Raw genomic sequence first — 25,421 nt, 5'->3', positions numbered from 1 at the left:
TGGAATCGTGTTCTTGGCGGAACGTATTGATTACCTTAGAGATTACCATTCACTATTTTTGTTTTCAGGCCTGCCTCGTGAATAACCCGGGCTGACGGTCAGCCTCCACGGCGCTGCGAAGCCCCAGCTCGAGATCCGTCCAGGTCTCTACCAGTACCTCCTCCATTGCGGGGCGTAACTCTTCTTCCTGCCTGACCAAGGCGAGGTACTCAGTGCCAGCGGTTATGGCAATAATCGCTCCCGCCGTGACGGTACCGGCCACCACAGCGCCAGGGCCGGTTGCCGCAGCACCGACGGCGGCGGTGCTGCCGGCGGTCACTGAGCGCGTCGCTGCTAAACCAAGACGTACCGCGAAGCGCTGCACCATACTTCGCGCTGCCACCATGACCGGCCGTGCCATCAATGCAGCGGTAATCCCAGCACCGCCCAGGAGTCCGACACCGAGCGGTGGGGCGGACCAAGGCAGCGCCTCACTGCCCTTTATTTCATTTGCGGCAGCGACCATACGATCCAAGTTCAGGGTAACAATCGCCTCGCCTTCTACCTCAGCGGCGGGAACTGAAACCTGCGAGTAGTGAAGATAGATATCATCTAGTGCTTCAGAGAGCAGCCGCTGCTGCTCATCAAGAAGGCGTTCTCTGTATTCGGCATGCAAGTTCGACAGCGCTTGCTCAGCCCCACTGGGTCCTACCAAGCGATCTTTAATCTGGCCCTCCATCCATGGCTCCATGTCTCCTGTTAGGCTAACGCCGAGGCGGGTGTAGCTCCCTGCTGCAGAGAAGTACCAATCCAAATAGTGCTCACCTGCTTCTTGGTACTGCTCCCGTGTCATTATCAGAGCCTCTTCCATCCATCGTTTGAGGCGTTGTTCTGCATCATGCTCCAGCACTTCCAGGCGTTCACTGAGGTCTCGGCTCATGGCCGCGCTATCTTCAGCACTCAGCACAAAGCTCTCACCATTGACGATGTACCTGATAAGAGGCGAGTCGCTTGATGCCAGCCAGCGATGACTCATAAAAGCCAGAAAGAGGATAATAGCTAGCATGACCACAATAGAAATCACCTGATGTGGTGACGAGACGCCTGCAGGGAGGTGTTTCCAAAATGCCAGCCGCGTCATGTTGCTGGCATCACTCGATAAAGATCCCTTCACTTCACTTTCTCCTCCCCTTTGCCGTCAGGCCGAAATTCGTCAGCATCAGCACGCTCCCCTAAGCGGTGTAACGCGTCATGCGAAGCCGCTGCGCCCACCAGCAAGCGAACAAATGCCAGTGCCAGCGCGCTCTGTAACGCAAACACGCCCGCCCATCCCAAGACAGCGGCCCAACCCGACACACCCAGGCCATCGAGCGCGTTCTGCACTGCCCAGAAAGACGCGAGCTCCAGTGCGCTAGCACCTCGCTCAAACACGCTCAACAGTGACTGGCCATTGGAAACGATATGATCCTGTATAGCGCGCTCCAACTCCATGCCGACGAGATAGGGCTGAGGCCGTGCCAGCGATACGGCTATTAGCCCGACGACAAGAAGCACGGACGCGGGAGCAACCAGCAGCCGCCGTGTCACGGCGGAAAGATAATCGGAAATAACATGCCTCGCCAGCCGCGATCGTGCCCAGCGGTCACACACCCAAAATAGGCTAGCGCCAGCCACCAACAAGGCCATGTCAAGTAAACCCGCGAGGCGAAGAGAGACCAGCAGCACAGTAGCTAAAATAGCGCTGACCAGCTGATGCCACACCACCATCACGACACCACCACGTAGCCAGCGGCTCCAAGGAGAGGTCTTCTTAAGATACTGCCCTAACCAAGCCCGCCGCCGGAGACGTGCAGCTTCGAAAGCGCCGACAAAAACAAGTTGAGCTGCCACTATCCAGGCAAGGGGGAACAACATACCCGCAACAACCTCCGGCAGCTGCCACCACGCGAGCATTGTTAGAAGCAGTGCCACACGCCACAATGCTCCCTTTTTCTTGAAAAGAGCACCGGTCAGGCTCAGCGTCCTTAACCCTATGGTGCATGCTGATACACGCACTCCAGGATTGGCCTTTGCTTGCTCGGAGCTGATGCGTTTATCCCGCTGAAACATGGTGGGGCTCTCCCTTGCCCTTACCCACCGTGTGATCTATTACCACACCCTTCTCCACTATAAGCCGGAGATATTCGATATTGTCGGGAGTAAAACGGATATTAATGTGCTGTCCTAGCGGTCTACTGGGCGCCAGCAATTTTCCCGACACCCAGTCGGCCAATAACGGACCCGCCGCGAGGAAGCGAGAGCCGAGAACCTCTTTAAGGTATAACTTTCCTTCCACCACCACCCAAGTGGCAATATACCCACGCTGGCAAGCTGTGCTCTGCGTGAACCCCAACATATAGTCATGGGAAGGGAACTGATCAGAGTTACGCTCTACAAGGCCCTTATGCTGTTTTGGCAGCCCTGGTGATTTTTCCAAGTTGTAATTCCCACCTTCCCAAATGAGCTTGTCAGACGCTTGTCGGGTCATGATTGTCACCTCCTCCTGTGCAACGCCAGAAATCAATATCCACAATGGGCAGCGGCCACTTCGATTATTGAGTTAACAGCGGCATGTGGCAAATAGTCAGGATACTCATTACCAGTACAGAAGCAGATACGCATGAATTTTGCGTAACCGTATGAGTTGTTTGGTTCGCGTTACACAGAAATTTGGGTGCAGGCAATGCTGGATGTGAACCATTTTTTAGCTCAAGTATATAGTGCGCACTCTTGCCTGGGCACAGTGCAGTGTATCTGCTAACTCAGAGGCTTGCGCCAGATACCCGGCGGGGAAGGTCAGACGCCGCATGCTCTCATCGAAAAACAGGACCAAAGGTCGCCGTACCGGAGCAATCCAAGTGTCGGAAGTCGATATCGATGAAGCTTTACGACTTAACCAAATGACGCACATCGCTCAGACACTGCTGGTTCGCTTAGGTACATGGCTGATAATCGACCTCATTTATGCTAACTGCCCACACCGCGAGACAGGAACTCTCGGCTGCCACTTGTAGCGCATTGCTACTTATCATAAGCCTCTGTTTAATTAAGCTAGACAAAAAACCGGCCCCAAAGGCCGGTCAGTTAACAAAGTTTCGATAGGCTCACCTTAAAGCCGTGTGTGTCTTGGCAGGGGCTGCCCCTCACGCCAGCTCGCTGCTAAACGCTGCCCTTCCTGCACCTGAGCGGGCGTCATTTGAGACAACAGTTGACGACGATTACCTGCTGCCAATTCATTCCCTCTTGCTGCCGCCAAATTATACAACGCGTAGGCCAACACACTATTCTGGGGAACACCCTTACCTTCCCTATACGAAACCCCCAGATTGTTAAGGGCATTAGTATTGCCCTGCTCAGCCGCCGACCGATAGAAGCGCACTGCCTGAGCGTAATCTTGAAGCACGCCCTCACCATTGGTGTACATAAGCCCCAGGTTATATTGGGCTCCGTCGCTGCCCTTTGCGGCTGCACGCTTAAACCACTCTGCCGCTGTAGCTTTATCTTGATCGACGCCACGCCCATAATAATACGCCAACCCTACCTCAAACAGACTTGTCATATTCCCTTGGTCCGCTGATCGGCGGAGCCAGGTATAGGCGAGCGCTTCATTTTTTGGTACGCCATCCCCACTAAGGTACATCAGACCAAGGTTTTTTTGTGCAATATGATTGCCCTGATTAGCGGCCAGCGTGTACCACTCGGCGGCTTGCGCATAGTTCTGCGGCTCCCCTCGGCCACTGGCATACATAGCCCCTAAGTTGAGCTGGGCACTGGGGTCTCCCTGCTCTGCCGCACGACGGTACCACTCTACCGCCAGCGTATCGTTTTGCGGTACACCACGGCCATTTGCATAGAACAAACCGAGGTTGTACTGTGCGATGCGATTACTTTGCTCGGCTGCACGTTGAGTCCACTCAGCGGCTAGAATGTCATCACGGGCGAGCCCAGGCCGATCTTCACTGTAAAGCGAACCTAGCTCGGTTTGAGCCAAAATGTTGCCTTGCTCCGCGGCACGCCGATACCATTCAGCCGCCTGGCGGTAGTCTTGCGCCACCCCATGCCCAAATTGGAACATGGTTCCTAAGTGATATTGTGCTTCCGCATCACCTGCCTCCGCGACTGGTGTTAGCAAGCTGCGTGCTTCGATATAGTTTTCCTGGAACAGGGCCGCCAGCCCCATATCCAAGTTGCCCTCCGTGCCAGTTTGGCTACTCTCTGGTTCTTGTGATTTCACTCCAACACCAACACTAGGAATCTCTGGCAAACTGCTTAAACAGCCAGAAAGCACAAAAGGTGCCAAAGTAAGTAAAGGTATGCGCACCCATTCCCTGCTTTTTATGTTCATGCTCTGTTTCTCTTTTCTTTTAAAGCTGATTCATTTCATGTTGTTGCTGACGACGTTCAGCGCTTGAGCTTTTTTCACGAAAGCTGCTCAGAAACCCTTTTTCGAGATAGCTTAATGTCATCTGAAAGCTAAGATGCGGTGCATCCAGATGAACTTCGGTATTACCCGCTTCAAAGTTCGCCATTTTATTGCCCACGAAGGGGCGCTGACTGGAGAGTAGGCGGTAACGCTCTGATAGCCCGTTAAAAAGGGCATCAAAGCGCTGTTTATTAAGAGTGGTCAATACCGCAACCAGCTGGTCGTCTTGATCAAAAACCAGCGTCATCTCCTGAAGCCCTTCGAAGGAGAACTGCGCGACTGGTGCCGTAAACATTCTTCCCCCGCTGTACTCATTGGTACCTGCAGGCCGGAGAGAGAACTGTACCTCCGCCTCCTGAATGCTTAGTTCACCGATTGGCATGCCAAAAGGGGCAGGGTTAGCTAACACTGGCGGGCACACGGCTATCAAGAGTAGCGATAGCCAATACATCCATTTCATCTTTTTTCTCCATGTTTAAACATGGCCTTTCGGCGCACGTCATGATTACTTATTACAGTAGAGTTACCACCACGCCTCAGACGAACCCAGTAGTAGGATCGTTCGTCTGATCTGAGGTCGCTAGCACCAACACGCTATAGCGTTGCGCCACAGGCGAGATGGCCATTAATTCTTAACGACCTAAATTTTCATAACTTTAGAAATTAATTAAGAGTGTCTAGCTGCATGGCATGATACAGCTGTGTGGGTGTCTATAGTTGGAATTAACTCGGCCCCCTATTGGTGATGCTGCCACGCAGCCACATTTAATCATCCCGCGCATTCCGCACACCCTTTGGGCTATTTTCTTTGGGCTATTTCTTTTGTGCTACTAAAGTAATATTACGATTCAATCAGTTATTAACAATCTGAATTTCCAAGGCTTCATCACGCTGTCTGTTGTTATTCAAAACCAACTAAGCGTTTGAGTAACATAGGCTGTCAGCCCCTCATCGGAGAACTCCATGTCATCCCCCCTTGTGACGACCCAATGGCTGCAAGACAACCTAAACAACGAACGGTTAGTGCTGATCGATGCGAGCATGGCGACGATCATTGGTAAAGACCCGATCGTTTATGAACGCCCGATGTGGATACCGGGTAGCCGCCAGATCGATCTCGAAGGCGTGCTTTGTGACACCGGATCTTCTCAGACCCACGCCTTCCCAACAGAGGAACAAGTCACTGAGGAAGCTCAACGGCTGGGCATTGCGACCAAAAGCCTGATCGTACTGTACGATAACCAAGGCATCTATTCGGCTCCTCGGGCCTGGTGGATTTTCCGGTCAATGGGCGTTAAACACGTTTTTGTTCTGGATGGAGGACTGCCACAGTGGCTAGCCGAAAAGCGCGAGGTTGTGTCTACCATCACCGAAACTACAGCTAAGCCTGGCAACTTCGTAGCCAACTTTGATCACAGCCGGGTGCGAAACTCCACGTATGTTTTGCAGCATCTGGACGATAGCTGGGTAACCGTTGTTGATGCCCGAGCACGTTCACGCTTCCTGGCACAGGTGCCTGAACCCCGCCCTGGGGTGCGCAGTGGTCATATCCCCCATTCTCATAATCTGCCGTTTACCGAGGTGCTAGAGGGACATTGCTTTAAACCGGTTAGCAAGCTGAAGGCAATCTTTGTAACGCTTGCTCCGCCCCTTCACTCCAGCAGTGAACCCCAACTGGTGTTTTCCTGCGGCTCGGGTATCACCGCCTGCATCCTTCTGCTGGCCGCCGAACTGGCGGGCTACCATCAGCTATCGCTATACGACGGCTCTTGGGCAAACTGGGGGAGCGATGAATCACTCCCAGTGGCTTAGGTTGTGCCTAAATGACTCTGACCAGTAGCAATGGGCACTACAGTTTTCGGCATGTCGAAGAAACGCGAGTACCGATCATTGCTATATTAGAGAGATTACATGCTATACCCTACGATTAGCGGCTCGCACTCTTGCTCGACATACGATGACGGATAATTAGCAAAAACTTTCTTGGTCAGTACGAACAGGGTCGAACATCAAGGTAACCGCGCCCCACGCATTGCGAGAAAAGATAAAATCCAATGCGGAGCAGATGTTCGCACATTACGCCACCCGTGCGTGTCTTAAGCAACCTGCGTTAGCCTCATGAGATGACGACATTTTTCCGCATGCGGAAAAAACGTTATGACTATTTATTTTCGCAACATCACAGGGAACCCATGCTCTATTTTGCTTACGGCTCTAATATGGCCACCCAGCGCTTAGCGGCCCGTATTCCTGCTCGGTTTGTGACCACCGCTCTTCTGCCCGCCTACCGCTTGGCCTTTCATCAGCGAGGCGGTGACGGTTCAGGCAAATGCGATATTGTGCCGGCCTCAGCGCAATCCGCGGTGTATGGTGTGATTTGGGACGTGGCGTCTCATCACAAACCGACGCTTGATCGCTATGAGGAGCTGGGAGAAGCGTATAACGAGACGTGGCTCACCGTCACGGATCTAGCAAGTGACCGACAATTTGAGGTGCAGGCATATATCGGCAACATCACCGCGCTCGGTCTGCGTCCATATACCTGGTACAAGCAACATGTGCTCGCCGGGGCGCGTGAGCATGGCTTACCCCCCTATTACCTTCGCGCACTGGAAAGCGTTGTCGCGCGTCAGGATGAGAACGCCGAACAACATGCACGAGAGATGGCGTTATATGCCCCGGTGGAACCACTGATGCGTGCTACCTAATGGGATAACGATCAACGCTTGATAGAGTTTTATTGTGGCGAAGGCCGCGATCATAAAGGCAGGTACCTTGACGATATTTGGGCGCTATCGCACTTTTGGCTGGAACATACGCACGATTATATTCAGTGGCTGTTTCCTATCCCCGAAGCGGGTCGTTTTAACGCCTTTGCCTCCTTGCTAACCCCAGCGGTACAAGCCGCCTTTGAGGGTAGCGACGTTATGCGCCAGCATCAGCAGCGCTCTCTAGAGGTAATGCTCGACTTTTTTGGCCTTGATTGGGATGGGAGCGACATCGTTGCTCAACCAACGCTGACAATACAAACCCATATTTGGCTAAAAGCGGGAGGCCATAATCATTTACGCATCACCCGTATAATTCGGTCGTTAGCCTTGTGTCATCAGTCAGAGCTTGCCCGCACGTTTAAGCAAGCGGTGATAGCGATTGGCACCCAGCAAGGTGTGGTATCCGATACGTCGTTGAAGTATTGGCAAAAGACAATACCATCCACATGACTGCATGTGTAGTTTGATAAGCCTTTGCCGAACAACTTGGAATCAGTTAATCGGCTGCTGAGCCACACGTGGCTGGAAAGCAAAGCAAGATATCTTAAGATTTGAAATAGATCATGCGTCGGCAATGGCAGAATCAACCGCTTGAGGCACACTAACAGCATGAGATATAAAAGCCATCGTAAACGGCCTCAAATAAGTCGCCTCTCGGAATAATCGCTTCATTTCATGTGTGCAAGAAAAGTCGCTTAATGCCGAATTTACTTACCGGCGCACTACTAATTTATAAGGTTTATTTATGAGTTTTGCATTCGATGATAAAGGAAAAGGAGCAGCCCAAGCCTATTGGAATGCTCTATCACGGTTGAAAGAAGTCTGGATGGATGTCTTCGGTACGGAACTGTACATCGAGCAAGGAAAAGCCAAAGATGCGTTCCAAGAGGCTGTTGCAAAAGTTAGTGATGCGCTAGCTACCAGCCCAAAAAACACTAAAGACTTCAGCGAATATGGGGATATCCAACACCCTGAAGATCCCAACTGTCTCGCTCAGGCTCTACTTAAAGCGGCCGATATTGATGATTTAAGTCCCAATTTTCTGATAAGCATTATGCTTGAAAGGCTTTCTGAACTAAGCCTCAATGAGATCTCTGAGATTGAGCTACGCTACTTCTTGAGAGATGTCCTTGATGACGCCTTTGAAGGGTTGGGCACACGTCGACCAAATGTTGGTGCCAACCGGCATTGGCCGCGTTTGAGGCAGTATCTGAGAGAAATTGAAGAAGTTTATACCGGCCATACGCGCTCACAACCCAGCATAATGCTACGAAATACGCGTGGCGGGCGTATGGCCCTGAATCCCCGTGACCCAAGGCGACTCACATTGCTGATTGATCCAGAGTGTTTCTAATTATTGAGATTTAAGTGTATTAAATAGGTGGATTAGTACATACCACCTACCTAATGCAGCTTCACTCACAATTTTGCCCGCACCTTTCAGCAAGCGGTGATAGCGTTTGGTACTCATCAAGGCGTGGTCTCCGATACGTCTGTTCAGTATTTGCGGGAGGCGTTTTAGACCAGCTTAAATGGCTTGATGTCTCGAAAGATGCCTGTTTTGGTCATGTCACAGCGCAGCGTAAACGCTTCTAAAGCCGCGACCGGGTCTACCTGTTCCAGCTCGGCTCCACTGTTTTCGGGTGATCTTGATGCTATAAAGATACTGATCGCGAGTACAGCTGGTCGCGGGATCAGCGACCTGACGATAAGTGCTTGATCTGAAGTTTTCGTGCAGTGTCTATGATTGGATCACTGACACGGAAAAATCCATGGCTAGGCGCCGCTTTGTTGCCCCTCTCACTGAGTCTGAGCAGCACATGCTGACCTCGACCTACCATTACGGTAAAAAGCGTGCCCTACGGCGGCGTGTACACGCTATTTTGCTGAGTGATCAAGGGCATACCATCGACCAAATCAGTGGGATATTGCAGGTTCGCCGCGATGCTGTCTCTCGATGGCTCAAACAGTGGGAGGCATCCAGACTCGACGGACTCATCATCGATAAGCCCCACGCCGGTTCTGGATGAGCACGATCATTAGCGACTTCAGGAGCTGGTCGCCGAGCAGCCCCATCAGATTCGATCCTTGCAGGCACGTTTGCAAGAAGAGACCGGTAAGACAGTCAGCACAGTGACCCTTCGCCGGGCGTTGAAAAAAATCGTTATAGCTTCAAGCGCATTCGGCACTCGCTTAAGGCCCGGCGGAACGAAACGGATTTCCGCAACACACAAAGCCTTCTCAAGGCGCTTAACCAGCGAGAAGACCAAGGCGCACACGAGCTTTATTACGTCGATGAGTCGGGATTTTCACAATCGTCGTCGGTGCCGCCCTATCGGCAAGCCCTGCGAGGTAACTGCCTACTCACACAGCCGTAGATTGAATGTACTGAGGTTTCTTAGTCGAGCTGGGAAACTGGTCTCTCTCAAACCACCGCCGAACCAGTGACCACCGAAACGGTCATCGAAGCGTTTAACCAGTTTGTGGCCCAGAAAAACCCCGATACCTTCGCCGTTGTAGTGCTCGACAATCCCAGCATGCATTTATCCTATGTTTAACCTGGCTTATTCATGAGGCAGGGCTGAAAATGAAGATGGCGAGTAGTTTTCTCTTGTAGAATCAAGATGTTCCCGGCAGAACACGATTCAATAGGACCACTTACCATGGGTGAAACCCTAACGACCTGGTCGCCCTCGTGCAACGGCTCTGTCCGTGTCGAGCTGAGCGGCCACCGCACCACCAGCGATAGCGGCGCTCTGCTGCTGCGTGAAGCCCTCGATAACAGTGGCGTGATCCGCTCTGGCAGCTGACCTGCAGCGAGGCGCGTGGGATAACGCCCCTGGCGCAAGATCGGCCGTCTCAAGCCACGCTGTCGCGGCTGCTGACGTGCCTCGGGCGCAACGACAACATCGATGCAGTGCACGAAGGTCTGCTGCGTCTGGTGGTCTGGCGCCTGACCTCGCTGAAGAATAGCGAACGGCCCGAGCAGTTGACCCTGGACATCAACGGCCTGCCGATCAAGGTCCATGGCCACCAGGGCGGCTCGGCGTTTCATGGACTTTACGGGGCTCGAATCTACTCGCCGCTGGTCGCCTCGTTGGCCGAGACCGGCGACATGGTGGGCTGCCTGCTGCGCGAGGGCAACGCCAGCCCGGCCGAGAACGCCGATACCTGGATTCCGCATCTGGTACGGCGCCTCAACGAGAGTACCGGGGCCCAGGCTCGAGTGCGCATAGACGCCGGTTTCACCGACAACGACACGCTGGAGGCCCTGGAAGATCGCGACATCGAGTACCTGGGCCGGCTGCGCAACCACACGGGCCTGCAGAAGCTGGCGGCACCGCATCTGAAGCGACCACGAGGCCGGCCGCCCGAAAAGCCTCGGGAGTGGTGTTATGACCTTGAGTACCAAGCCGGTTCCTGGCCGTCGCCACGGCGCGTGGTGCTGGTGGTACAGGAACGCTCCGATGATCTGCTGCTGCATGCCTTTTTCCTGGTCACCAACCTCGGCAAGTTCGACTGGCCGCCGGAGAAGGTCCTGGCGCTCTACCGCAAGCGCGGCAGCGCCGAGGCGCACATGGGCGAGGTGAAGTCGGCACTCGACGTGCATCTCTAGTCGACCGATCGCGGCGCCTTAACTACCTCGACAGGTGACAACTTGCCACTCTGAAAAAGAGACAGCGAGTCATGTGCCGTTAGCTCGGAAAAATAGGATGGTTTTTTTCTTGGGAGACCATCATTAACCCTTTGTTTGTTGTGTTTAATTAAGATTGTCGTCACTGAGAAAGTGACGTGCCTTCGCCACGGGGATCATGCATAGCTTCCATCAACCCGTCGGGCCCTATTGAGATAGCTCCAGCTAAACCGGTTAATGGGCTGAGTTCAGGGATCCACTCGATATGATGACCGTGGCTGATTAGTTCTTTGCCAACGTCAGCATGAATAGCCCGCTCAAGTTTCAAGTACTCACTGCTGTTAAAAAAACTGCGGCCCTGTAAAAAACGTGGCGCCGACAAGGCTTGATCCACTGGCTTTTGGTAATCTATTAATTGGCTCGCTAATACCATTTGGGTTTGGGGCTGGCCATCGCCTCCTTGGGTGCCGAAGTAGAACTGCTGGCCGTTATCCGCGAGATAAGCAGACGGGTTCAAGGTGTGAGCGGGACGTTTACTAGGTGCCCAAGCGTTCGGGTGACTTGGTGAAGGGTTAAAACCGGCGGCTCGGTTGAGCCATAGCACGCCGGTATCCCCCATGACGCAGCCTGAACCGAAGTCGTGAAATAAACTCTGCATCAGGCAAGCGGTGCGGCCTTCATTATCGGTGGCGGCAAGCCAAACGGTATCGGCAGGCTTGCCTTGCTCGTACCAGGGTGCCGCTATTTTGGGGTCAATATTGGCGTAGTCCATAGCTGACCGTTTTGCGCTCAACAAGTACTGAATATTCAGGCTAGCGCTAGACGGATCGCAGAGTTGATGATTACGATGCTTGAGCTGGGCTTTGATCGCTTCTACCAAGTAATGAAAATAACCGGCACCGCCATTTTCAAAGGCTGACACATCGAGGTGATTTAAGGCGTTCAGAGCGCTTAGGGTGAAAATGCCTTGGGTGGGCGGTGGAAAGTTGTATAAGGTCCCGGCTCGGTAACGAATGCTCAGCGGCTCACTATGCCAGGCCTGAGTTGCCGCCAGGTCGGCTCGTGTCAGCCCATTACCGAGATGCTTAAAAGACTCTGCGAAGGCAGTCGCCAATTCACCCTCATAGAAATCGTCGAGCCCATACCGCGACAGATGGTCGAGGGTATTGGCGAGATCAGATCGAATGACGGTAGCGCCTTCTGGCAGTAATTGCTTATTCTGATCACAGCACAGAGAGTTTAGATCTGGCAGATTACCGATCAGGTCCTGGCGTTGCTGCTGCCAAAATGCCTGGTTGGCGGAAACTTCATAGCCTTTACGTGCAAAGGCGATGGCCGGTTCTAGCAAGTTGGGCAAGGTCATTTTCGAGCCCCAGCGATGACGGCTCCAGTCATGGGCTATCGACCAACCCCGAAGCGCGCCAGGCGTGGTCGCCGCTGACGACGGCCCACGCGTGGAGATAGCACCGACATCGGGCTTATGATGGCCGGCTTGGCCAAGTCCCAGCAGTGTATCAACCTGTTTGCCGTCACTGAGTAGCCAAAGCGCATCTCCGCCGATACCACACATATGGGGATAGACGACAGACAACACGGCGCCCGCGGTCGTTGCCGCATCAATTGCCGTGCCACCTTCTTGCAAAACGGCTTGCCCCGCCAGCGTGGCACGATCATCCGGCGTACAGATGACCCCGGTTTTCGATGTGATCTTCACGTGCTTAACGCCTCATACTGTTAGGAAAGACGGACGCTGATATCCGACTATTGTCACTGAGAGAAGCTTTTTAGGGTTTGGTGTTTTCCACTCGTTCAGCCATCAAGCAAAGCAGCTCGTACATCAAGGTGGCGCCAATCAGTGCCGTGTTACCACTGGGATCAAAGGGTGGTGATACTTCTACGACATCAGCACCTATGAGCGGTAAATCCCGGAAACCACGGACGAGCTGAAGTGCTTGTAGGCTGGTAAGACCACCGACCTCAGGTGTGCCTGTGCCAGGGGCGAACGCAGGGTCGAGGCTATCGATATCGAACGATAAATACACAGGCCCGTCGCCGACTACACGACGCGCTTCCGCGATTACCGCGTCTATCCCCATCGCATCCACTTCTTCCATAAACATGACGCGCATGCCGGTTTCATGAGAATAGTCCCAGCCTTGCGTCGTGTTCTGGGCACCACGGATGCCTATCTGTACGGTGCGCTTGGGATCGATAAGGCCCTGTTCACAGGCGAGCCGAAAAGGGCCGCCATGGTGAAATTTGGAGCCTTGAAACTCGTCCCAGGTGTCGGTGTGCGCGTCAATTTGGATCAAGCCGACAGGGCCGTCGGCCGCTAAGCCACGTAAAATGGGAAACGTAATTGAATGATCGCCACCAGCGCTTAGTGGGATAACGCCTGCTTTTCGAATGGCCGCGTAATAGGCAGCAATATCATCAGAGACTTTGTTAAGATCGAAGATTGAGGAAAATCTCACATCGCCAATGTCAGCAATACGTGCCTGGGCAAATGGGTCTAGTCCGGTGACATGATGCGCGCTTCGCATCATGCTCGATAGGTTGCGAATTTCACGCGGTCCGTGTCGAGTGCCGGGGCGATTGCTAACGCCTCCGTCAAAAGGAATGCCCACCAAGGCAATGTCCAAAGCTTCCAACGTGTCGGCAAGCGGAGCCCGGAGGAAGCTTGCGATCTCTCGGTAACGCGGTTCATGCCGCGGTAGATAATGTTCACCAGTGGCGGCATTACGGCGAGTACCGTTTGTACCTTTGACCATTCTTCTCTCCTTATCGGCTTAACCGCGCTAAGCTGGCGGCTAAGAGTTGAGTGCCTACGACAGCGTCTCCAAGTTCAATATGTTCATCCGGGTGATGGCTAAGACCATTGCGACAAGGCACAAACAGCATGGCGGTTGGGCAGTGGTTAGCGAGGTGGATGGCATCATGAAAGGCCCCCGATACCAAGCGAGGCGCCGTGATTCCTAGTTCACATGCAGCGGCATCCATTTGCTCAGTAAGGGTATTAGGGAAATCCACCGGATCAATGCGCGATAGCGAGGTAAGCGTCACTTGGCAACCTGCCCAGATTTGCTGAGTAATCTCATTGAAGGCGGTCTCTATCCCTTTGAGCGTCGCAGCTTCGGGGTGTCGTAAATCGATACTGAAGGTGACGCGGTCAGGGATAGTGTTCACTGAGCCAGGGCTGACAACAAATTTGCCGATAGTAAAGCGCACACGATCTTCGCCATCCCGTGCAGCTTCCCGTAGCGCGGTTGCTACCGCACAGGCGCCCTCTAATGCATCGCGACGAAGAGCCCGCGGTGTGGTGCCCGCATGATTGGCACTACCCGTCACGGTGACGTCAAACCAACTGACTCCCTGAATGCCCTCTACGACACCCACAGAAGCACCCTCGCGCTCAAGGATGGGGCCTTGCTCAATGTGCAGCTCTATAAAGGAATGCATGGGCGTTGCCAACGGACGCCGAGGTACGTTGGCGGCGTCCATTTCGGCCAAGCACGTATCGAGTGCATGCCCCATCGTCATACCCTCGCTATCTTTAATCAGCCTTGTTTCTTCAAGGCTTCGCACATTGCAAAAAACCGCCGACCCGGAGGTGCCTGGGGAGAAACGCGCACCCTCTTCGTTGGTCCAGCTCACAAGTGATAAAGGGTGACGTGGGGTAAAGCCAGCCTCTTTAAGCGCGCGAAACGCTTCAAGGCCGGCTAATACACCCAATGAGCCATCGTACTTTCCACCTGCCGGTTGGCTGTCAATATGACTGCCTGTCACAACAGGGGCTAGCTCCGGGTTGCTGCCCGGCAGATCGAGAAACACATTACCAATCGCATCGACGCTCGCTTCAGCACCAAGCTCTTTGGCCTGTTCGACAAGCCATAGACGTGCACTTGTGTCATGGTTGTCCAATGCTAAACGCGCCACACCGCCATCTTCGCGAGCACCGATCTTTGCAAGCGCTGCCAGGTCATTGGCCAGACGCAGTGGATTGACGGCTGCCGCAATAGCGGCCAGATCACAAACGGCATGGTCGTTGGAGGAGGCAGAATAGTTCGCCATGGGAATCTCCGTGGCTATGCTTATTCGTAAACTTCGAAATGCACTTCTACTGGCTCGCAGTCTTCCCCATTGATTGGGATGATGTCCTGAGGGCAGGAAGACATGGCCACGACACAGTCCATTTCAGCGCGTAGTTCGACATAATCACCTGGCTTAGAAACCGGCGGGCACCAGTCAACATTCATCTGCGCATTAACCGGGATGTTCATCCACAAGTTGAAAGGTTGCGGAACTTCTGGCGCATCAATGCCGATCGCTTTCATGGCCAGGCGCAGGTTATCAGCGCAATTATCGTGGTAGTCCTCGACGCCTAATGTCATGTATCGAAACAGGTCGCAGGCGGCCATTAGAGTATCGTGTATGCCAGGTGAGGTATCCGCGGTGAGTGTCATGATCGGACGGCGGCGATTGCTGATCAGCGGGTCACCTACTTTGGGAATTAATCCACTCAGCCAGGCACGACCGTGCTCCCAAGACATGAACTCATTGAGATTATGGGTGCTGAACGCCCAGGTATCGCAGACCTGCGTTCCATGCGTATTGATGATACGGATGGTTTGCCCCGCTTTGAGACGTACCGCTCGGCCACCACGGGCCGCCACTTCATAACGCTCGCCCAACACTGGTGTGCCGTCTTGAGAGATCGGCGTGTCTAGCGTGTGATTGTGCCCACAGGGCTCAGTGTTGCTGTGAGGTAGTTGCTCAATACGAGCATGATCAAAGGGTGATGCAGTCTTCATAGGGTTCTCCAGGTGGCAATCGCCTTTACATTGTGAATAGTGAATAACTCGTGTTGATAGCCGAAGCGTTTGCGTTAATCGATATGTCGCTCGCGCCATGTATTAAGAAACTGCTGTAGACGTTCGCTTTTGGGCTGACGGAATAGTGTGTCAGGCGCCCCGCTCTCTACCACGCGGCCTTGATCCATAAAGATAACTCGGTCGGCAACTTTTGCGGCGAAGCCCATTTCGTGAGTGACAACCACCATGGTCATGCCATCGGCAGCCAACTTATTCATCACATCCAATACTTCACCAATCAACTCAGGGTCGAGAGCGGAAGTAGGTTCATCGAAAAACATAACCCGGGGTTTCATTGCGAGTGCCCGTGCAATGGCGACTCGCTGTTTCTGGCCGCCGGATAGGCTTTCGGGGAAATGCCCAGCGCGATCGGCAAGGCCGACTTGCTCAAGCATGGCCATGCCTTCCGCGGTCGCTTCGCGGCGCGAGAGGCCGTTGACCAGCCGCAACGCTTCTGTCACGTTCTCAAGTGCTGTGCGATGGGGCCACAAATGGAAGTGCTGAAACACCATGCCGACCGGGGCGCGCACTTCATCCACGCGCTTCTCACTCGTGCGGACTCGTTTGCCACCGCTGTCTTCGTAGCCCAACAGTTGGCTGTCTATGTAAACGCTGCCGTGGTCATAGGGCTCCAAAAAAGCCAGGCAACGCAACAGGGTCGATTTGCCAGAGCCAGAAGGCCCAATCACACAAACCACCTCAGAAGGCGAAAGGCTGAAGTCAATATCGGTCAGCACTTCAAGGTCGCCAAATTGCTTGCTTATGCCCTGTGCCTCGACAATCGCTTTTTGTCGGGTAGACGATGATGTCGCTAAGGTGTCAACCATTGGCATGGAGGGTATCTCCTAGTGGTTCGATGGGACGTGGTTGACGATTGGCTAAGCGCTTCTCCAGTGCATAGCCACCTCGTGCAATCAGTTCAATGATCAGCCAGTAGAGCAACGCAACAGCCAAGTAGGGCTCAATGACATGAAACGTCTCATTGACAATAGACGTAGCATTTTTCGTCAGGTCATTGACCGAGATAATCGATATTAGGGCAGACTCCTTCACCAAAATGATTAATTGATTGGTGCTTGGCGGAACAATCAAACGCGCCATTTGAGGAATCTGGATCCGAGTTAACACATGAAATGGGGAGATGCCGAGCATTCGCGCCGCTTCCACGTGTCCTTTTGGAATCGACTTGAAGCCACCGCGATAAATTTCAGCAAAATATCCCGCACCATACAGACCGATGCCGACAACACCAGCGACACTCGCGCTTAAGGTTAAGCCTATGCTGGGACCGCCGTAATAGAGTAAAAACAGCAGAATCAGCAGCGGAATGCCTCGACAGAGCTCCACGTAGCAAGCCACCGGATAGCCGAATACCTGAGGGTTGGCGAGCCTAAGTGCGGCCAACAACAAGCCTAGAGAAAGGGCCAGTAAACAACCTAAAAAGCAGATCCAGACCGTGTTCCACAAGCCCTGTAGAATAAGCTCACGCGCTTCCCATAGGATTGCAATATCAAACATTTAGCGCACTCCCCTATTCGGTGGCGAGACCGCCAACCATGCGGCGTTCCAAATAAGCGCTGAGGCGTGCCAGCACCAAGTTCACGGCCAGATAAAGCAACGCAGCCGCCAAGTACGTTTCCAGTGGCTGAAACGTACGCGATGCAATTTGCTCGCTAACCCGCATCAACTCCGTGACGGCAATAACCGAGATGAGTGATGAGTTTTTGAGGATGGTGATGATTTCGTTCGTCAGTGGTGGCAACGTAAGGCGAAATACTTGAGGCATGATGATGCGCTTTCGGGTTTGCCAGGCCGATATACCCGCCATACGGGCCGCTTCAATTTGACCAGCGGGAATATGGCTGATCCCGCTGCGAAAAATTTCCGATTGAAAAGCCGCAGTATTCAACGTGAGCGTTAGTATTGCGGCAGAAATAGGGGCTAACTCAATTCCAACTTCAGGCAGCAGGTAGTAGACCAACAGCAACTGCAGCAGGATGGGCGTACCTCGCCAAAAGCTTCGATAAAGGCCGCATGGCCAGGCTAATAGGCGATGACGGCTCATCAATCCGAAAGCCAGCAATACGCCCAGTACCAAGCCTAATGCGATGGCGGAAAGCGAGACCACCAATGTGATGATCAAGCCTTCAGCAAGGGCCGGATAGTGGTTGAGCAGAATCTCAAACATGAGGCACTCAGAGCGGTAGTGGCTGGTTATTCAGCGGAAGGAAGTTCGTTAGGTAGATCCATGGGGGAACCGAACCATTTTTCCTGTAGCTCTGCGAGCGTACCGTCTTCATTGAGTCGCTGGATTTGCTCGTCCATAAAGGCATTAAGCGATGCACTCTCTTCATCATCACGGCCCGCCCATGAGAAGTAGACCGGATCACCAAACGTGCCGACGACCTCAAAGACATCTGGGCGAGTACGCTCAGCTTCCAGAAGGTTAGGCAAGCTATTGATGACGACATCGACCCGGCCGGTTCCCAACTCGGCATAGGCTTCATCGACGCCAGTGTAAGTGCGAATGTCCTCAACAGGCGTCCCAGCTTCCTCTAGCTCTGCAGCTAACGCCTCCAGTGCTTCCAACTGAGCTGAACCAGCCTGTGCAGCGGCAACTTTTCCCGCGATATCCTCAGGAGAGCTGATATCGTCTTCGCCTTTGCGTTTAAGAATCGCCATGGTGGCATCGGCAATTGGTGCGCTTAAGTGGTAACGCTCCATGCGTTCTGGAGTGGCAGTAACCGAAGTAACCACGTAATCAAAACGTTCGCGCTCTAGGCCCGGTAAAATACCTTGCCAGGGAAGATCCATGCGGACTAGCTCCACGCCTTCAAGCTCAAGCATGATGAGTTCCATGATATCGGCGGAGTAGCCGACAATTTCGCCATCTTCAATATATTCAAATGGGGCAAAACGCGATTCAGTGCCGACGGTAAAGGTGCCGTCTGAGCGAATGTCATCAAGCAAGTCGCTATGGGCTGTGGAGGCGAAGCTAACGCCAATCAGAAGGCCAGCTGTAATCATCTGGAAGTGTTGCATGGAGGTGCTCCTTGGGGTGGTGAAACTCGAATCAACGGCAAAGGTTTGCTAGATCAGATCATTTTGATTTAAACAGGAGTTATGCAACAATAAAATTGCTATTTTTAGATATTCACTCCCGTTTTATTGATGTTAAATGCACTAACATAGAGCATTCTGATGAAGCTTTCAGCTGCCGACCTTAAAAGCGTTTCCGTATTTCTGGCTGTCACCGAACATCGTGGTTTTGCCGGTGCGCAGACAGCGCTCCATATGAGCCAATCCGCGGTAAGCTTTCATATTCGAGCACTTGAAGAACGCGTGGGGTTTACCGTATGCCGGCGGGGAAGACAGGGGTTTGAGCTGACTGAGCGTGGCGCCATTGTTTATGAGCGCGCAAAATTACTGCTCGCTTCGGTCGATGATTTTGACAGTGAGATGAGTGAGCTACGTAGTTCTGTCTATGGCACCCTGCGCTTAGGTGTAGTCGATAACACGATTATGGATGTAGACCTTGATCTGCAAGGCGTCATTGGTGAGTTTTTACGCAAAAACCCCAAGGCACGACTGAATATCAATGTGAATAGCCCTGACCGTTTGATCGGTGAAATAGCCAACGGGGAGGTGCAGCTCGGGATCTTGCCTGAAACTGCCCAAATGGAAGGGTTGCAGAATCGCAAGGTCTATACCGAGATGCATGGCATCTATTGCGCAAAACGCCATCCGCTATTTAAACGCGACAGTCAACAACTCACGGCGGAGGAAGTGAGTCAGCATCCTTTCGTGGTAAGGCCTTACGCCAATCTTCAAGAGCTTAAGAGCTTTCCCTATGCTCAGGTTGGCGCCAATGCCTCCAACATGGAGGCCCAGGCGTTGATGATATTGAGCGGCCATTTTATTGGAAATTTACCCCATTACTATGCAAATCATTGGGTTGAACGTGGTGAACTCAAAGCGCTCCTGCCTGATCAAGTAGAAATCGCCTCTCCTTTTTGTGTTGTTACTCGTGCAGGTCGGCGTCCTTCTCTTATAGTACGTACCTTTATTCAAGAGCTCGTATCCAGGCTTTGGCAACAATCACACCTAGTGGATAGTAATGAATGAAATGAAGCTACTTCTTATGGTGATTGTTATTCTGTCCATCATCGCTTTTACTGGCAAAAAATGTTGAATCGTTTTATCCAAGGACCAGCTTTATTCATCACGGCGATGATAGTGCCATTATTTGGCTGAGCTCCTCGTCAAACACCTACACCAGTAAGAGTGGGAAAAACCACAAAAGACCGCTACAGTATTATTTCTTTTAATTAAGGTAAAAATTAGGGAGTTTTCTTGCCTTCACTTGGCCAGGTGAGCGACTACGACATACGTTTGATACGAATTTTCCAAACGGTAGTGGAGTGTGGCGGTTTCACAGCAGCTGAGACCACTCTCGGCATCAGCCGCTCTGCTATTAGTCAATACATGAAGGACCTTGAGGAACGATTAGGCTTTTCACTCTGCCAGCGGGGAAGAGGCGGGTTTAGCTTAACCGAAGAGGGTAAAGAAATTTATCAGGCGGGCCTTACGTTACTTACGGCGCTGGAGACGTTTAAGAGCGACGTTAACGCCTTGCATCACACTATTAAAGGCGAACTTAACATTGGTATTACCGATAATTTAGTTTCTTTACCGGCTATGCACGTCACTGATGCATTGGCTGAATTAACAGCGCCTCATCACGAGGTGATCGTTAATATTCATATGGAGCCATCGGATGCTGTAATACGTGGGGTAATGGATGGCCATTTACACGTTGGCGTCGTGCCCTCTGTTAACCTGCCAACTAGCTTGGCAACACGTCTTTTGTACGATGAGCCTTCCTACTTATACTGTGCTGCAGGACATCCTCTTTTCCCTATTAGTGATGAGCGTTTAACGGCGTCAGAGATTGCAAGTTATCCCGCTATTAAACCTCGCTACCCCCTGCCGAATAACGTGCGTGAAGTATACGCCGACTTAAATTTACGGGCTTCTGCTTCAGACCGTGAAGGCATAGCTTTTTTAATTCTTACCGGGCGTTTTATAGGATTTTTGCCCGAACATGTTGCCGCCCAGTGGGTTGCAGCAGGTAAGATGCGAGCTTTACATGTTAACAACTATCATTACCGTATTCCTTTTATGCTCATTACTCGCCATGATCGTCGTCCCAATCGTGTAGTGGATGCATTTTTACACTTCATTGCTGCCACGGCATAAGTTCGTGCAGTCATGAAACGCCCGGCGCAAGGCCGGGCGTTACAGTCAACGGTTTAGATTAGAGTAGTTGTTCATCAGCCGCTTTCGCTGCTACTGGCCCTACCACAGGCGAAGTTGCCAAAACCTGACTCGCCACGTAATACACGATGGCACCTAACGCAGAGCCCGTAAACCAGCCGTAATCGTAAAACCAATTCATGGTGCCCGTTACGAGTGATAGTAATGTGAGCGCTACTGGTACAACAAAGGCAATAAACCCTGCATTATTCACAGCGGAATAATCTTGATTATCCAAATACAGGCTAGAGAGATTCAAACGCTGCTTTTTTATCAAAAAGTAATCTACCGCCATAATGCCTGCAATTGGGCCGAGTAAGCTTGAATAGCCGAGCAGCCAATTGGAATACATCTGTTCAAGCGATACCCCCGGAGGGATCAAGCCTGCTTTTTGAAGTAGGTCATAGCCCATTAACAACACCCCTACGGCTCCGGTCATTAGTACGCCGCGAGTTTGATTAATTATCTTAGGCGCAATGTTCTGAAAGTCGTTGGTCGGCGATACAATATTCGATGCGGTATTGGTCGAGATCGTGGCGATAATAATCAGTAGCATCGCCAGCACGACCCAAAATGGATTGTCGATAAAACCAATAAGCCGAACCGGGTCAGCCACGGTTTGCCCGACGAGGGTCTCGGATGCTGCAGTCATCACCACTCCCAGCGACGCAAAGAAAAACATCGTCAGCGGCAAACCAATTACTTGACCTACAATTTGGTCCTTCTGGCTTTTGGCAAAGCGGCTAAAATCTGGAATATTAAGCGACAAAGTGGCCCAGAAGCCGACCATTGCGGTGAGACCAGCAAAAAAATAACCATACACAGAGGCACCTTCAGGACGCGATGGTGGCTGTGCCAGAAGCTCTGTCATTGAGGTGTGGGGCCATGCCCACACCATCAAGCCAATACCCACCGCCAATAACAGCGGCGCGGCCAAGGTTTCTAACCACTTGATCGACTCTGCACCACGAATCACCACATAAAGATTCATCGCGCCGAAGACAAAGAAGCCAATTACTTCGCCCACACCACCCAGTGCGGCCCACGCCGGTATAAGTTCTGAAAGCAGCAAATGAATAGCCAGACCGCCAAACATGGTTTGAATACCAAACCATCCGCAGCCTACCAGCGCGCGCACCAAACACGGTACGTTGGAACCCAAAATACCAAACGACGAGCGCAATACCACGGGAAAAGGAATACCAAACTTCGTGCCAGGAAAAGCATTTAATGTCAGTGGCAATAGCACAATGACGTTGGCCAAGAAAATGGCGAACAGCGCCTCCCCTACACTTAGGCCAAAATAAGCGGTTAATACACCTCCCAACGTATAAGTCGGCACGCAAATTGCCATGCCCACCCAAAGCGCAGCGATATTCCATTTGCTCCAGGTGCGTTCGCGCGCTTGGGTCGGCGCAATGTCCTGATTAAAACGTGCACTGTTGCGAACATCGTCGCCCACCTCCAGCTCTACTAGCCCTTCTCGATCTACCATTTGAGACGTTGTTTTGGTCATGCTTGCCTCCTCAGCAATGCGTTTATCAGAAAATCTCACGGTTACTGAAATTGCTAAGCAATAAGCATGCCTAAAGTTACGGCATCAACACTTAACTTATTGATAAAAAAGCTGTCTTCAAGGACAGGAATTTTCCAGTTGGCTTTATAGCTGCTCATCGAATTCTGAAAAAAGATAAGTGCGACAAAATAAATTTCAATTAAAAAATATTTGCACCAATTTTAAGCATTTTTAATCAATGAAACCTCTTTTTTAATTAATTAACTTATTGATTTAAATGAATAAAATAAAAGCACCAAAATGAAACAAGCCGTCACCAAAATAGTGAAAAACAACGGCACCGAAATAAAAGTTCTTATAATTCAATGCATTGCAAAGCAATCAAAAAATAATCTTTATCCTCTTGCTAAGCTCAAACGTTAAGCGCTATTTTTAATAAAAGCTGTCTTATCTGTCAGCTTTATAGGTGGCGCTCAAACCCAATTAAAAATTGATGTCTCGTTAAGATAAGAGGAAAAATTGTATGCAAAAGATGAAAATCGGCCTGATTCAAATGGGCCTAAAAACCAGCACTGACTTGGAACCCGTAGCGATTCGTGACGCCATGAACGAAGCACACCTACCGATGATTGAGAAAGCGGCGGAACAGGGCGTGCAGGTGCTTTGCTTTCAGGAAGTATTTAATCAACCCTACTTTTGTCCCAGCCAGGACGGTAAATGGTACGCCGCCGCTGAGAGTGTACCGGAAGGCCCGACCTGCCAGATGATGCAGAAGCTGGCAGCCAAGCACCGCATGGTAATCATCGTTCCCATCTATGAAGAGACCGAAACCGGCATTTACTACAACACCGCTGCGGTGTTTGATGCCGATGGCAGCTACCTGGGCAAATACCATAAAACACATATCCCTCAAGTGGCTGGTTTTTGGGAAAAATTCTTCTTTAAACCGGGCAAATCCAACTGGCCGGTATTTGATACCGCCTACGGCAAAATCGGTGTGTATATCTGCTACGACCGCCACTTCCCAGAAGGTTGGCGAGCATTGGCGCTCAACGGTGCCGAGGTGATTTTCAACCCTTCCGCGACAGTGGCAGGGCTTTCCCAATATTTATGGGAACTTGAGCAGCCTGCTTCCGCGGCGGCTAACGGTTGCTTCATCGCCGCAATCAATCGCGTGGGAACCGAAGCACCGTGGAATATCGGTGATTTCTACGGCTCCAGTTACATCGTGAACCCACGCGGCAAAATCGAAGCTCAGGCAAGCGAAACTGAAGACGAGCTGCTGGTGCATGAGATCGACTTAGACATGGTGCGGGAGGTACGCAACAACTGGCAGTTCTTCCGCGACCGTCGCCCCGAGACCTACACCCGTCTCACCGACGGCGAATAAGCCCTCTCAGTCAACGCTACTCAGGAGCAAACCATGAGCCTATTGATCAAAGGCGGCACCGTCGTCACCCATGCCGATACCTACCGCGCCGATGTGCTGTGTGTTGACGGTAAAATTCACGCCATCGGCACCGATTTAGATGTTCCAGCCGATTGCGAGATTGTCGATGCCAGCGACCAGCTGGTGATGCCCGGCGGTATCGATCCGCATACTCACATGCAGATGCCGTTTATGGGCGCGGTGGCCAGTGAGGATTTTTACACCGGCACCGCCGCCGCCATGGCGGGTGGCACCACCACCATTATCGATTTTGTGATTCCAAGCCCAGGCCAATCACTCTTAGAAGCCTTTGAAACATGGCAAGGATGGGCAGAAAAAGCCGCCACCGATTTCGCTTTCCATGTGGCAATTACCTGGTGGGACGAGAGCGTTAAAGAAGAGATGGGTACGCTAGTGCGCGAGCATGGCGTCAACAGCTTTAAACACTTTATGGCCTACAAAGGCGCGATTATGGCCACCGATGACATCCTGGTGGAGAGCTTTTCGCGCTGTCTGGAGCTGGGCGCGGTGCCCACGGTTCACGCTGAAAACGGCGAACTGGTTTATCACATGCAGCAGAAGCTGCTGGCTCAGGGCATTACCGGGCCAGAAGCTCACCCCCTCTCCCGTCCGCCCCAGGTAGAAGGCGAAGCCGCCAGCCGAGCGATTCGCATTGCCAGCACACTCGGCGCACCGGTGTACTTGGTACACGTTTCCACCAAAGATGCTGTGGATGAAATCGCCTACGCCCGCCAACAGGGCCACCCCGTGTTTGGCGAGTGCTTAGCGGGTCACTTATTAATTGACGACAGCGTTTATCAGCACCCGGACTGGGCAACCGCAGCCGCTCATGTGATGAGCCCACCCTTCCGCCCCAAAGGCCATCAAGAAGCGCTGTGGCACGGCCTGCAATCTGGCAACTTGCAAACCACCGCCACCGACCACTGCTGCTTCTGCGAAGAGCAAAAAGCTGCGGGTAAAGATGACTTCACCAAGATCCCCAACGGCACCGCCGGGGTGGAAGACCGCCTCGCGGTGATCTGGGATGAAGGCGTGAACAGCGGCAAGCTCTCGCCCCAGGAGTTTGTGGCTATCACCTCCACTAACACGGCCAAAATTTTCAACCTCTACCCGCGCAAAGGCGCCATTCAAGTGGGGGCGGATGCCGACATTGTAGTGTGGGACCCTAACGGTACACGGACGATTTCTGCCAAAACCCATCACCAAAACGTCGATTTCAACATTTTCGAGGGCAAAACGGTTCGCGGGATCGCCCGCCACACGATTAGTCAAGGGAAATGGGTATGGCGCGACGGCGACCTACGCGCCGAGCGCGGTGCAGGCCGCTATTTAGAGCGCCCCGCCTACCCCGGCGTGTTTGAACTGCTCGCCAAGCGTAATGAGCTCAACGCGCCCGTCGCGGTAACGCGCTAATCCGCCCTC

22 protein-coding genes and 2 pseudogenes are annotated in these 25,421 nt (G+C 52.4%); 10 read left to right on the top strand and 14 right to left on the bottom strand.

Going from position 1 to position 25,421, the window contains the following annotated elements; all coding sequences use genetic code 11:
* Positions 1 to 64 precede the first annotated feature (64 nt).
* From QC823_RS14545 to QC823_RS14525, 5 genes are all read right to left on the bottom strand, one after another.
* Positions 65 to 1,153, bottom strand: a complete 1,089-nt coding sequence (locus QC823_RS14545) for a hypothetical protein (RefSeq protein WP_309657066.1) — start codon at positions 1,151 to 1,153, stop codon at positions 65 to 67.
* Complete coding sequence (locus QC823_RS14540) at positions 1,150 to 1,950, bottom strand: hypothetical protein (protein ID WP_309657065.1); 801 nt, start codon at positions 1,948 to 1,950, stop codon at positions 1,150 to 1,152. The genes QC823_RS14545 and QC823_RS14540 overlap by 4 nt, the downstream gene beginning before the upstream one ends.
* Before the next feature lie 121 nt (positions 1,951 to 2,071).
* Positions 2,072 to 2,506 carry a hypothetical protein gene (locus QC823_RS14535; protein ID WP_309657064.1) on the bottom strand — a complete coding sequence of 145 codons (435 nt, stop codon included), beginning with the start codon at positions 2,504 to 2,506 and terminating at the stop codon, positions 2,072 to 2,074.
* Between the two features lie 621 nt (positions 2,507 to 3,127).
* Positions 3,128 to 4,252 carry a tetratricopeptide repeat protein gene (locus QC823_RS14530; protein WP_309657063.1) on the bottom strand — a complete coding sequence of 375 codons (1,125 nt, stop codon included), beginning with the start codon at positions 4,250 to 4,252 and terminating at the stop codon, positions 3,128 to 3,130.
* A 130-nt stretch (positions 4,253 to 4,382) separates the two neighbouring features.
* On the bottom strand, positions 4,383 to 4,901 hold the full coding sequence (locus QC823_RS14525) for a hypothetical protein (protein ID WP_309657062.1): 519 nt from the start codon (positions 4,899 to 4,901) through the stop codon (positions 4,383 to 4,385).
* A gap of 503 nt (positions 4,902 to 5,404) precedes the next feature.
* Between QC823_RS14525 and QC823_RS14520 the strand changes: the two genes are divergently transcribed.
* The 6 genes and pseudogenes from QC823_RS14520 to QC823_RS14495 all read left to right on the top strand — a co-directional run.
* Positions 5,405 to 6,253, top strand: coding sequence for a sulfurtransferase (locus QC823_RS14520; RefSeq protein ID WP_309657061.1), 849 nt, complete (start codon positions 5,405 to 5,407; stop codon positions 6,251 to 6,253).
* Positions 6,254 to 6,633: 380 nt separating this feature from the next.
* Positions 6,634 to 7,149, top strand: a complete 516-nt coding sequence (locus QC823_RS14515) for a gamma-glutamylcyclotransferase family protein (RefSeq protein ID WP_309657060.1) — start codon at positions 6,634 to 6,636, stop codon at positions 7,147 to 7,149.
* 18 nt (positions 7,150 to 7,167) lie between these two features.
* Positions 7,168 to 7,662: an opioid growth factor receptor-related protein gene (locus QC823_RS14510; protein ID WP_309657059.1), complete on the top strand. Its 495-nt coding sequence runs from the start codon at positions 7,168 to 7,170 to the stop codon at positions 7,660 to 7,662.
* Between the two features lie 295 nt (positions 7,663 to 7,957).
* Positions 7,958 to 8,566, top strand: a complete 609-nt coding sequence (locus QC823_RS14505) for a hypothetical protein (protein ID WP_309657058.1) — start codon at positions 7,958 to 7,960, stop codon at positions 8,564 to 8,566.
* A gap of 418 nt (positions 8,567 to 8,984) precedes the next feature.
* Positions 8,985 to 9,761, top strand: a pseudogene (locus tag QC823_RS14500) (IS630 family transposase); the annotation flags it as partial.
* 75 nt (positions 9,762 to 9,836) lie between these two features.
* Positions 9,837 to 10,825 (top strand): annotated as a pseudogene (locus QC823_RS14495) (IS1380 family transposase); the annotation flags it as partial.
* 163 nt (positions 10,826 to 10,988) lie between these two features.
* On the opposite strand, the gene QC823_RS14490 reads toward QC823_RS14495, so the two are convergent.
* The 8 genes from QC823_RS14490 to QC823_RS14455 all read right to left on the bottom strand — a co-directional run bounded on the left by QC823_RS14490 (position 10,989) and on the right by QC823_RS14455 (position 18,759).
* Positions 10,989 to 12,560, bottom strand: a complete 1,572-nt coding sequence (locus QC823_RS14490; RefSeq protein ID WP_309657057.1) for a gamma-glutamyltransferase family protein — start codon at positions 12,558 to 12,560, stop codon at positions 10,989 to 10,991.
* Positions 12,561 to 12,630: 70 nt separating this feature from the next.
* Positions 12,631 to 13,617 (bottom strand): agmatinase, encoded by a 987-nt coding sequence (gene speB / locus QC823_RS14485; protein WP_309657056.1) that lies wholly within the window; start codon positions 13,615 to 13,617, stop codon positions 12,631 to 12,633.
* A 10-nt stretch (positions 13,618 to 13,627) separates the two neighbouring features.
* Positions 13,628 to 14,917 (bottom strand): M20 family metallo-hydrolase, encoded by a 1,290-nt coding sequence (locus QC823_RS14480; RefSeq protein ID WP_309657055.1) that lies wholly within the window; start codon positions 14,915 to 14,917, stop codon positions 13,628 to 13,630.
* A gap of 20 nt (positions 14,918 to 14,937) precedes the next feature.
* A complete protein-coding gene (locus QC823_RS14475) occupies positions 14,938 to 15,657 on the bottom strand; it encodes a DUF1989 domain-containing protein (RefSeq protein WP_309657054.1) in 720 nt (239 codons plus the stop codon).
* Between the two features lie 74 nt (positions 15,658 to 15,731).
* Entirely contained in the window at positions 15,732 to 16,550 is an 819-nt protein-coding gene (locus QC823_RS14470; RefSeq protein ID WP_309657053.1) for an amino acid ABC transporter ATP-binding protein, read from the bottom strand.
* Positions 16,537 to 17,235: an amino acid ABC transporter permease gene (locus QC823_RS14465; protein ID WP_309657052.1), complete on the bottom strand. Its 699-nt coding sequence runs from the start codon at positions 17,233 to 17,235 to the stop codon at positions 16,537 to 16,539. Before QC823_RS14465 ends, QC823_RS14470 begins: the two co-directional genes overlap by 14 nt.
* 13 nt (positions 17,236 to 17,248) lie before the next feature.
* Complete coding sequence (locus QC823_RS14460) at positions 17,249 to 17,905, bottom strand: amino acid ABC transporter permease (protein WP_309657051.1); 657 nt, start codon at positions 17,903 to 17,905, stop codon at positions 17,249 to 17,251.
* A 26-nt stretch (positions 17,906 to 17,931) separates the two neighbouring features.
* Positions 17,932 to 18,759 carry a transporter substrate-binding domain-containing protein gene (locus QC823_RS14455; RefSeq protein ID WP_309657050.1) on the bottom strand — a complete coding sequence of 276 codons (828 nt, stop codon included), beginning with the start codon at positions 18,757 to 18,759 and terminating at the stop codon, positions 17,932 to 17,934.
* Between the two features lie 159 nt (positions 18,760 to 18,918).
* On the opposite strand from QC823_RS14455, the gene QC823_RS14450 reads away from it, so the two are divergent.
* Both QC823_RS14450 and QC823_RS14445 read left to right on the top strand, forming a co-directional pair.
* Positions 18,919 to 19,842 carry a LysR family transcriptional regulator gene (locus tag QC823_RS14450; protein ID WP_309657049.1) on the top strand — a complete coding sequence of 308 codons (924 nt, stop codon included), beginning with the start codon at positions 18,919 to 18,921 and terminating at the stop codon, positions 19,840 to 19,842.
* A 228-nt stretch (positions 19,843 to 20,070) separates the two neighbouring features.
* On the top strand, positions 20,071 to 20,976 hold the full coding sequence (locus QC823_RS14445; RefSeq protein ID WP_309657048.1) for a LysR family transcriptional regulator: 906 nt from the start codon (positions 20,071 to 20,073) through the stop codon (positions 20,974 to 20,976).
* Between the two features lie 58 nt (positions 20,977 to 21,034).
* Here QC823_RS14445 and QC823_RS14440 read toward each other — a convergent pair whose 3' ends face one another.
* Positions 21,035 to 22,549 (bottom strand): NCS1 family nucleobase:cation symporter-1, encoded by a 1,515-nt coding sequence (locus tag QC823_RS14440; protein WP_309657047.1) that lies wholly within the window; start codon positions 22,547 to 22,549, stop codon positions 21,035 to 21,037.
* 523 nt (positions 22,550 to 23,072) lie between these two features.
* On the opposite strand from QC823_RS14440, the gene QC823_RS14435 reads away from it, so the two are divergent.
* Positions 23,073 to 23,939, top strand: coding sequence for a nitrilase-related carbon-nitrogen hydrolase (locus QC823_RS14435; RefSeq protein ID WP_309657046.1), 867 nt, complete (start codon positions 23,073 to 23,075; stop codon positions 23,937 to 23,939).
* 33 nt (positions 23,940 to 23,972) lie between these two features.
* Positions 23,973 to 25,412 carry a dihydropyrimidinase gene (gene hydA / locus QC823_RS14430; RefSeq protein ID WP_309657045.1) on the top strand — a complete coding sequence of 480 codons (1,440 nt, stop codon included), beginning with the start codon at positions 23,973 to 23,975 and terminating at the stop codon, positions 25,410 to 25,412.
* Positions 25,413 to 25,421 lie beyond the last annotated feature (9 nt).

The organism is Vreelandella vilamensis (genome assembly GCF_031451755.1).
Lineage (GTDB): Bacteria > Pseudomonadota > Gammaproteobacteria > Pseudomonadales > Halomonadaceae > Vreelandella > Vreelandella vilamensis.
Note: the sequence above shows the minus strand (reverse complement) of the source record. Positions and strands in the feature narration are given on the sequence as shown.

Coding starts and splice junctions, on each gene's coding strand:
- speB (WP_309657056.1), bottom strand. CDS start 13,617: ATGGTCAAAGGTACAAACGGTACTCGCCGTAATGCCGCCACTGGTGAA.
- QC823_RS14515 (WP_309657060.1), top strand. CDS start 6,634: ATGCTCTATTTTGCTTACGGCTCTAATATGGCCACCCAGCGCTTAGCG.
- QC823_RS14440 (WP_309657047.1), bottom strand. CDS start 22,549: ATGACCAAAACAACGTCTCAAATGGTAGATCGAGAAGGGCTAGTAGAG.
- QC823_RS14450 (WP_309657049.1), top strand. CDS start 18,919: ATGAAGCTTTCAGCTGCCGACCTTAAAAGCGTTTCCGTATTTCTGGCT.
- QC823_RS14525 (WP_309657062.1), bottom strand. CDS start 4,901: ATGAAATGGATGTATTGGCTATCGCTACTCTTGATAGCCGTGTGCCCG.
- QC823_RS14505 (WP_309657058.1), top strand. CDS start 7,958: ATGAGTTTTGCATTCGATGATAAAGGAAAAGGAGCAGCCCAAGCCTAT.
- QC823_RS14455 (WP_309657050.1), bottom strand. CDS start 18,759: ATGCAACACTTCCAGATGATTACAGCTGGCCTTCTGATTGGCGTTAGC.
- QC823_RS14480 (WP_309657055.1), bottom strand. CDS start 14,917: ATGGCGAACTATTCTGCCTCCTCCAACGACCATGCCGTTTGTGATCTG.
- QC823_RS14470 (WP_309657053.1), bottom strand. CDS start 16,550: ATGCCAATGGTTGACACCTTAGCGACATCATCGTCTACCCGACAAAAA.
- hydA (WP_309657045.1), top strand. CDS start 23,973: ATGAGCCTATTGATCAAAGGCGGCACCGTCGTCACCCATGCCGATACC.
- QC823_RS14460 (WP_309657051.1), bottom strand. CDS start 17,905: ATGTTTGAGATTCTGCTCAACCACTATCCGGCCCTTGCTGAAGGCTTG.
- QC823_RS14535 (WP_309657064.1), bottom strand. CDS start 2,506: ATGACCCGACAAGCGTCTGACAAGCTCATTTGGGAAGGTGGGAATTAC.
- QC823_RS14465 (WP_309657052.1), bottom strand. CDS start 17,235: ATGTTTGATATTGCAATCCTATGGGAAGCGCGTGAGCTTATTCTACAG.
- QC823_RS14435 (WP_309657046.1), top strand. CDS start 23,073: ATGCAAAAGATGAAAATCGGCCTGATTCAAATGGGCCTAAAAACCAGC.
- QC823_RS14475 (WP_309657054.1), bottom strand. CDS start 15,657: ATGAAGACTGCATCACCCTTTGATCATGCTCGTATTGAGCAACTACCT.
- QC823_RS14520 (WP_309657061.1), top strand. CDS start 5,405: ATGTCATCCCCCCTTGTGACGACCCAATGGCTGCAAGACAACCTAAAC.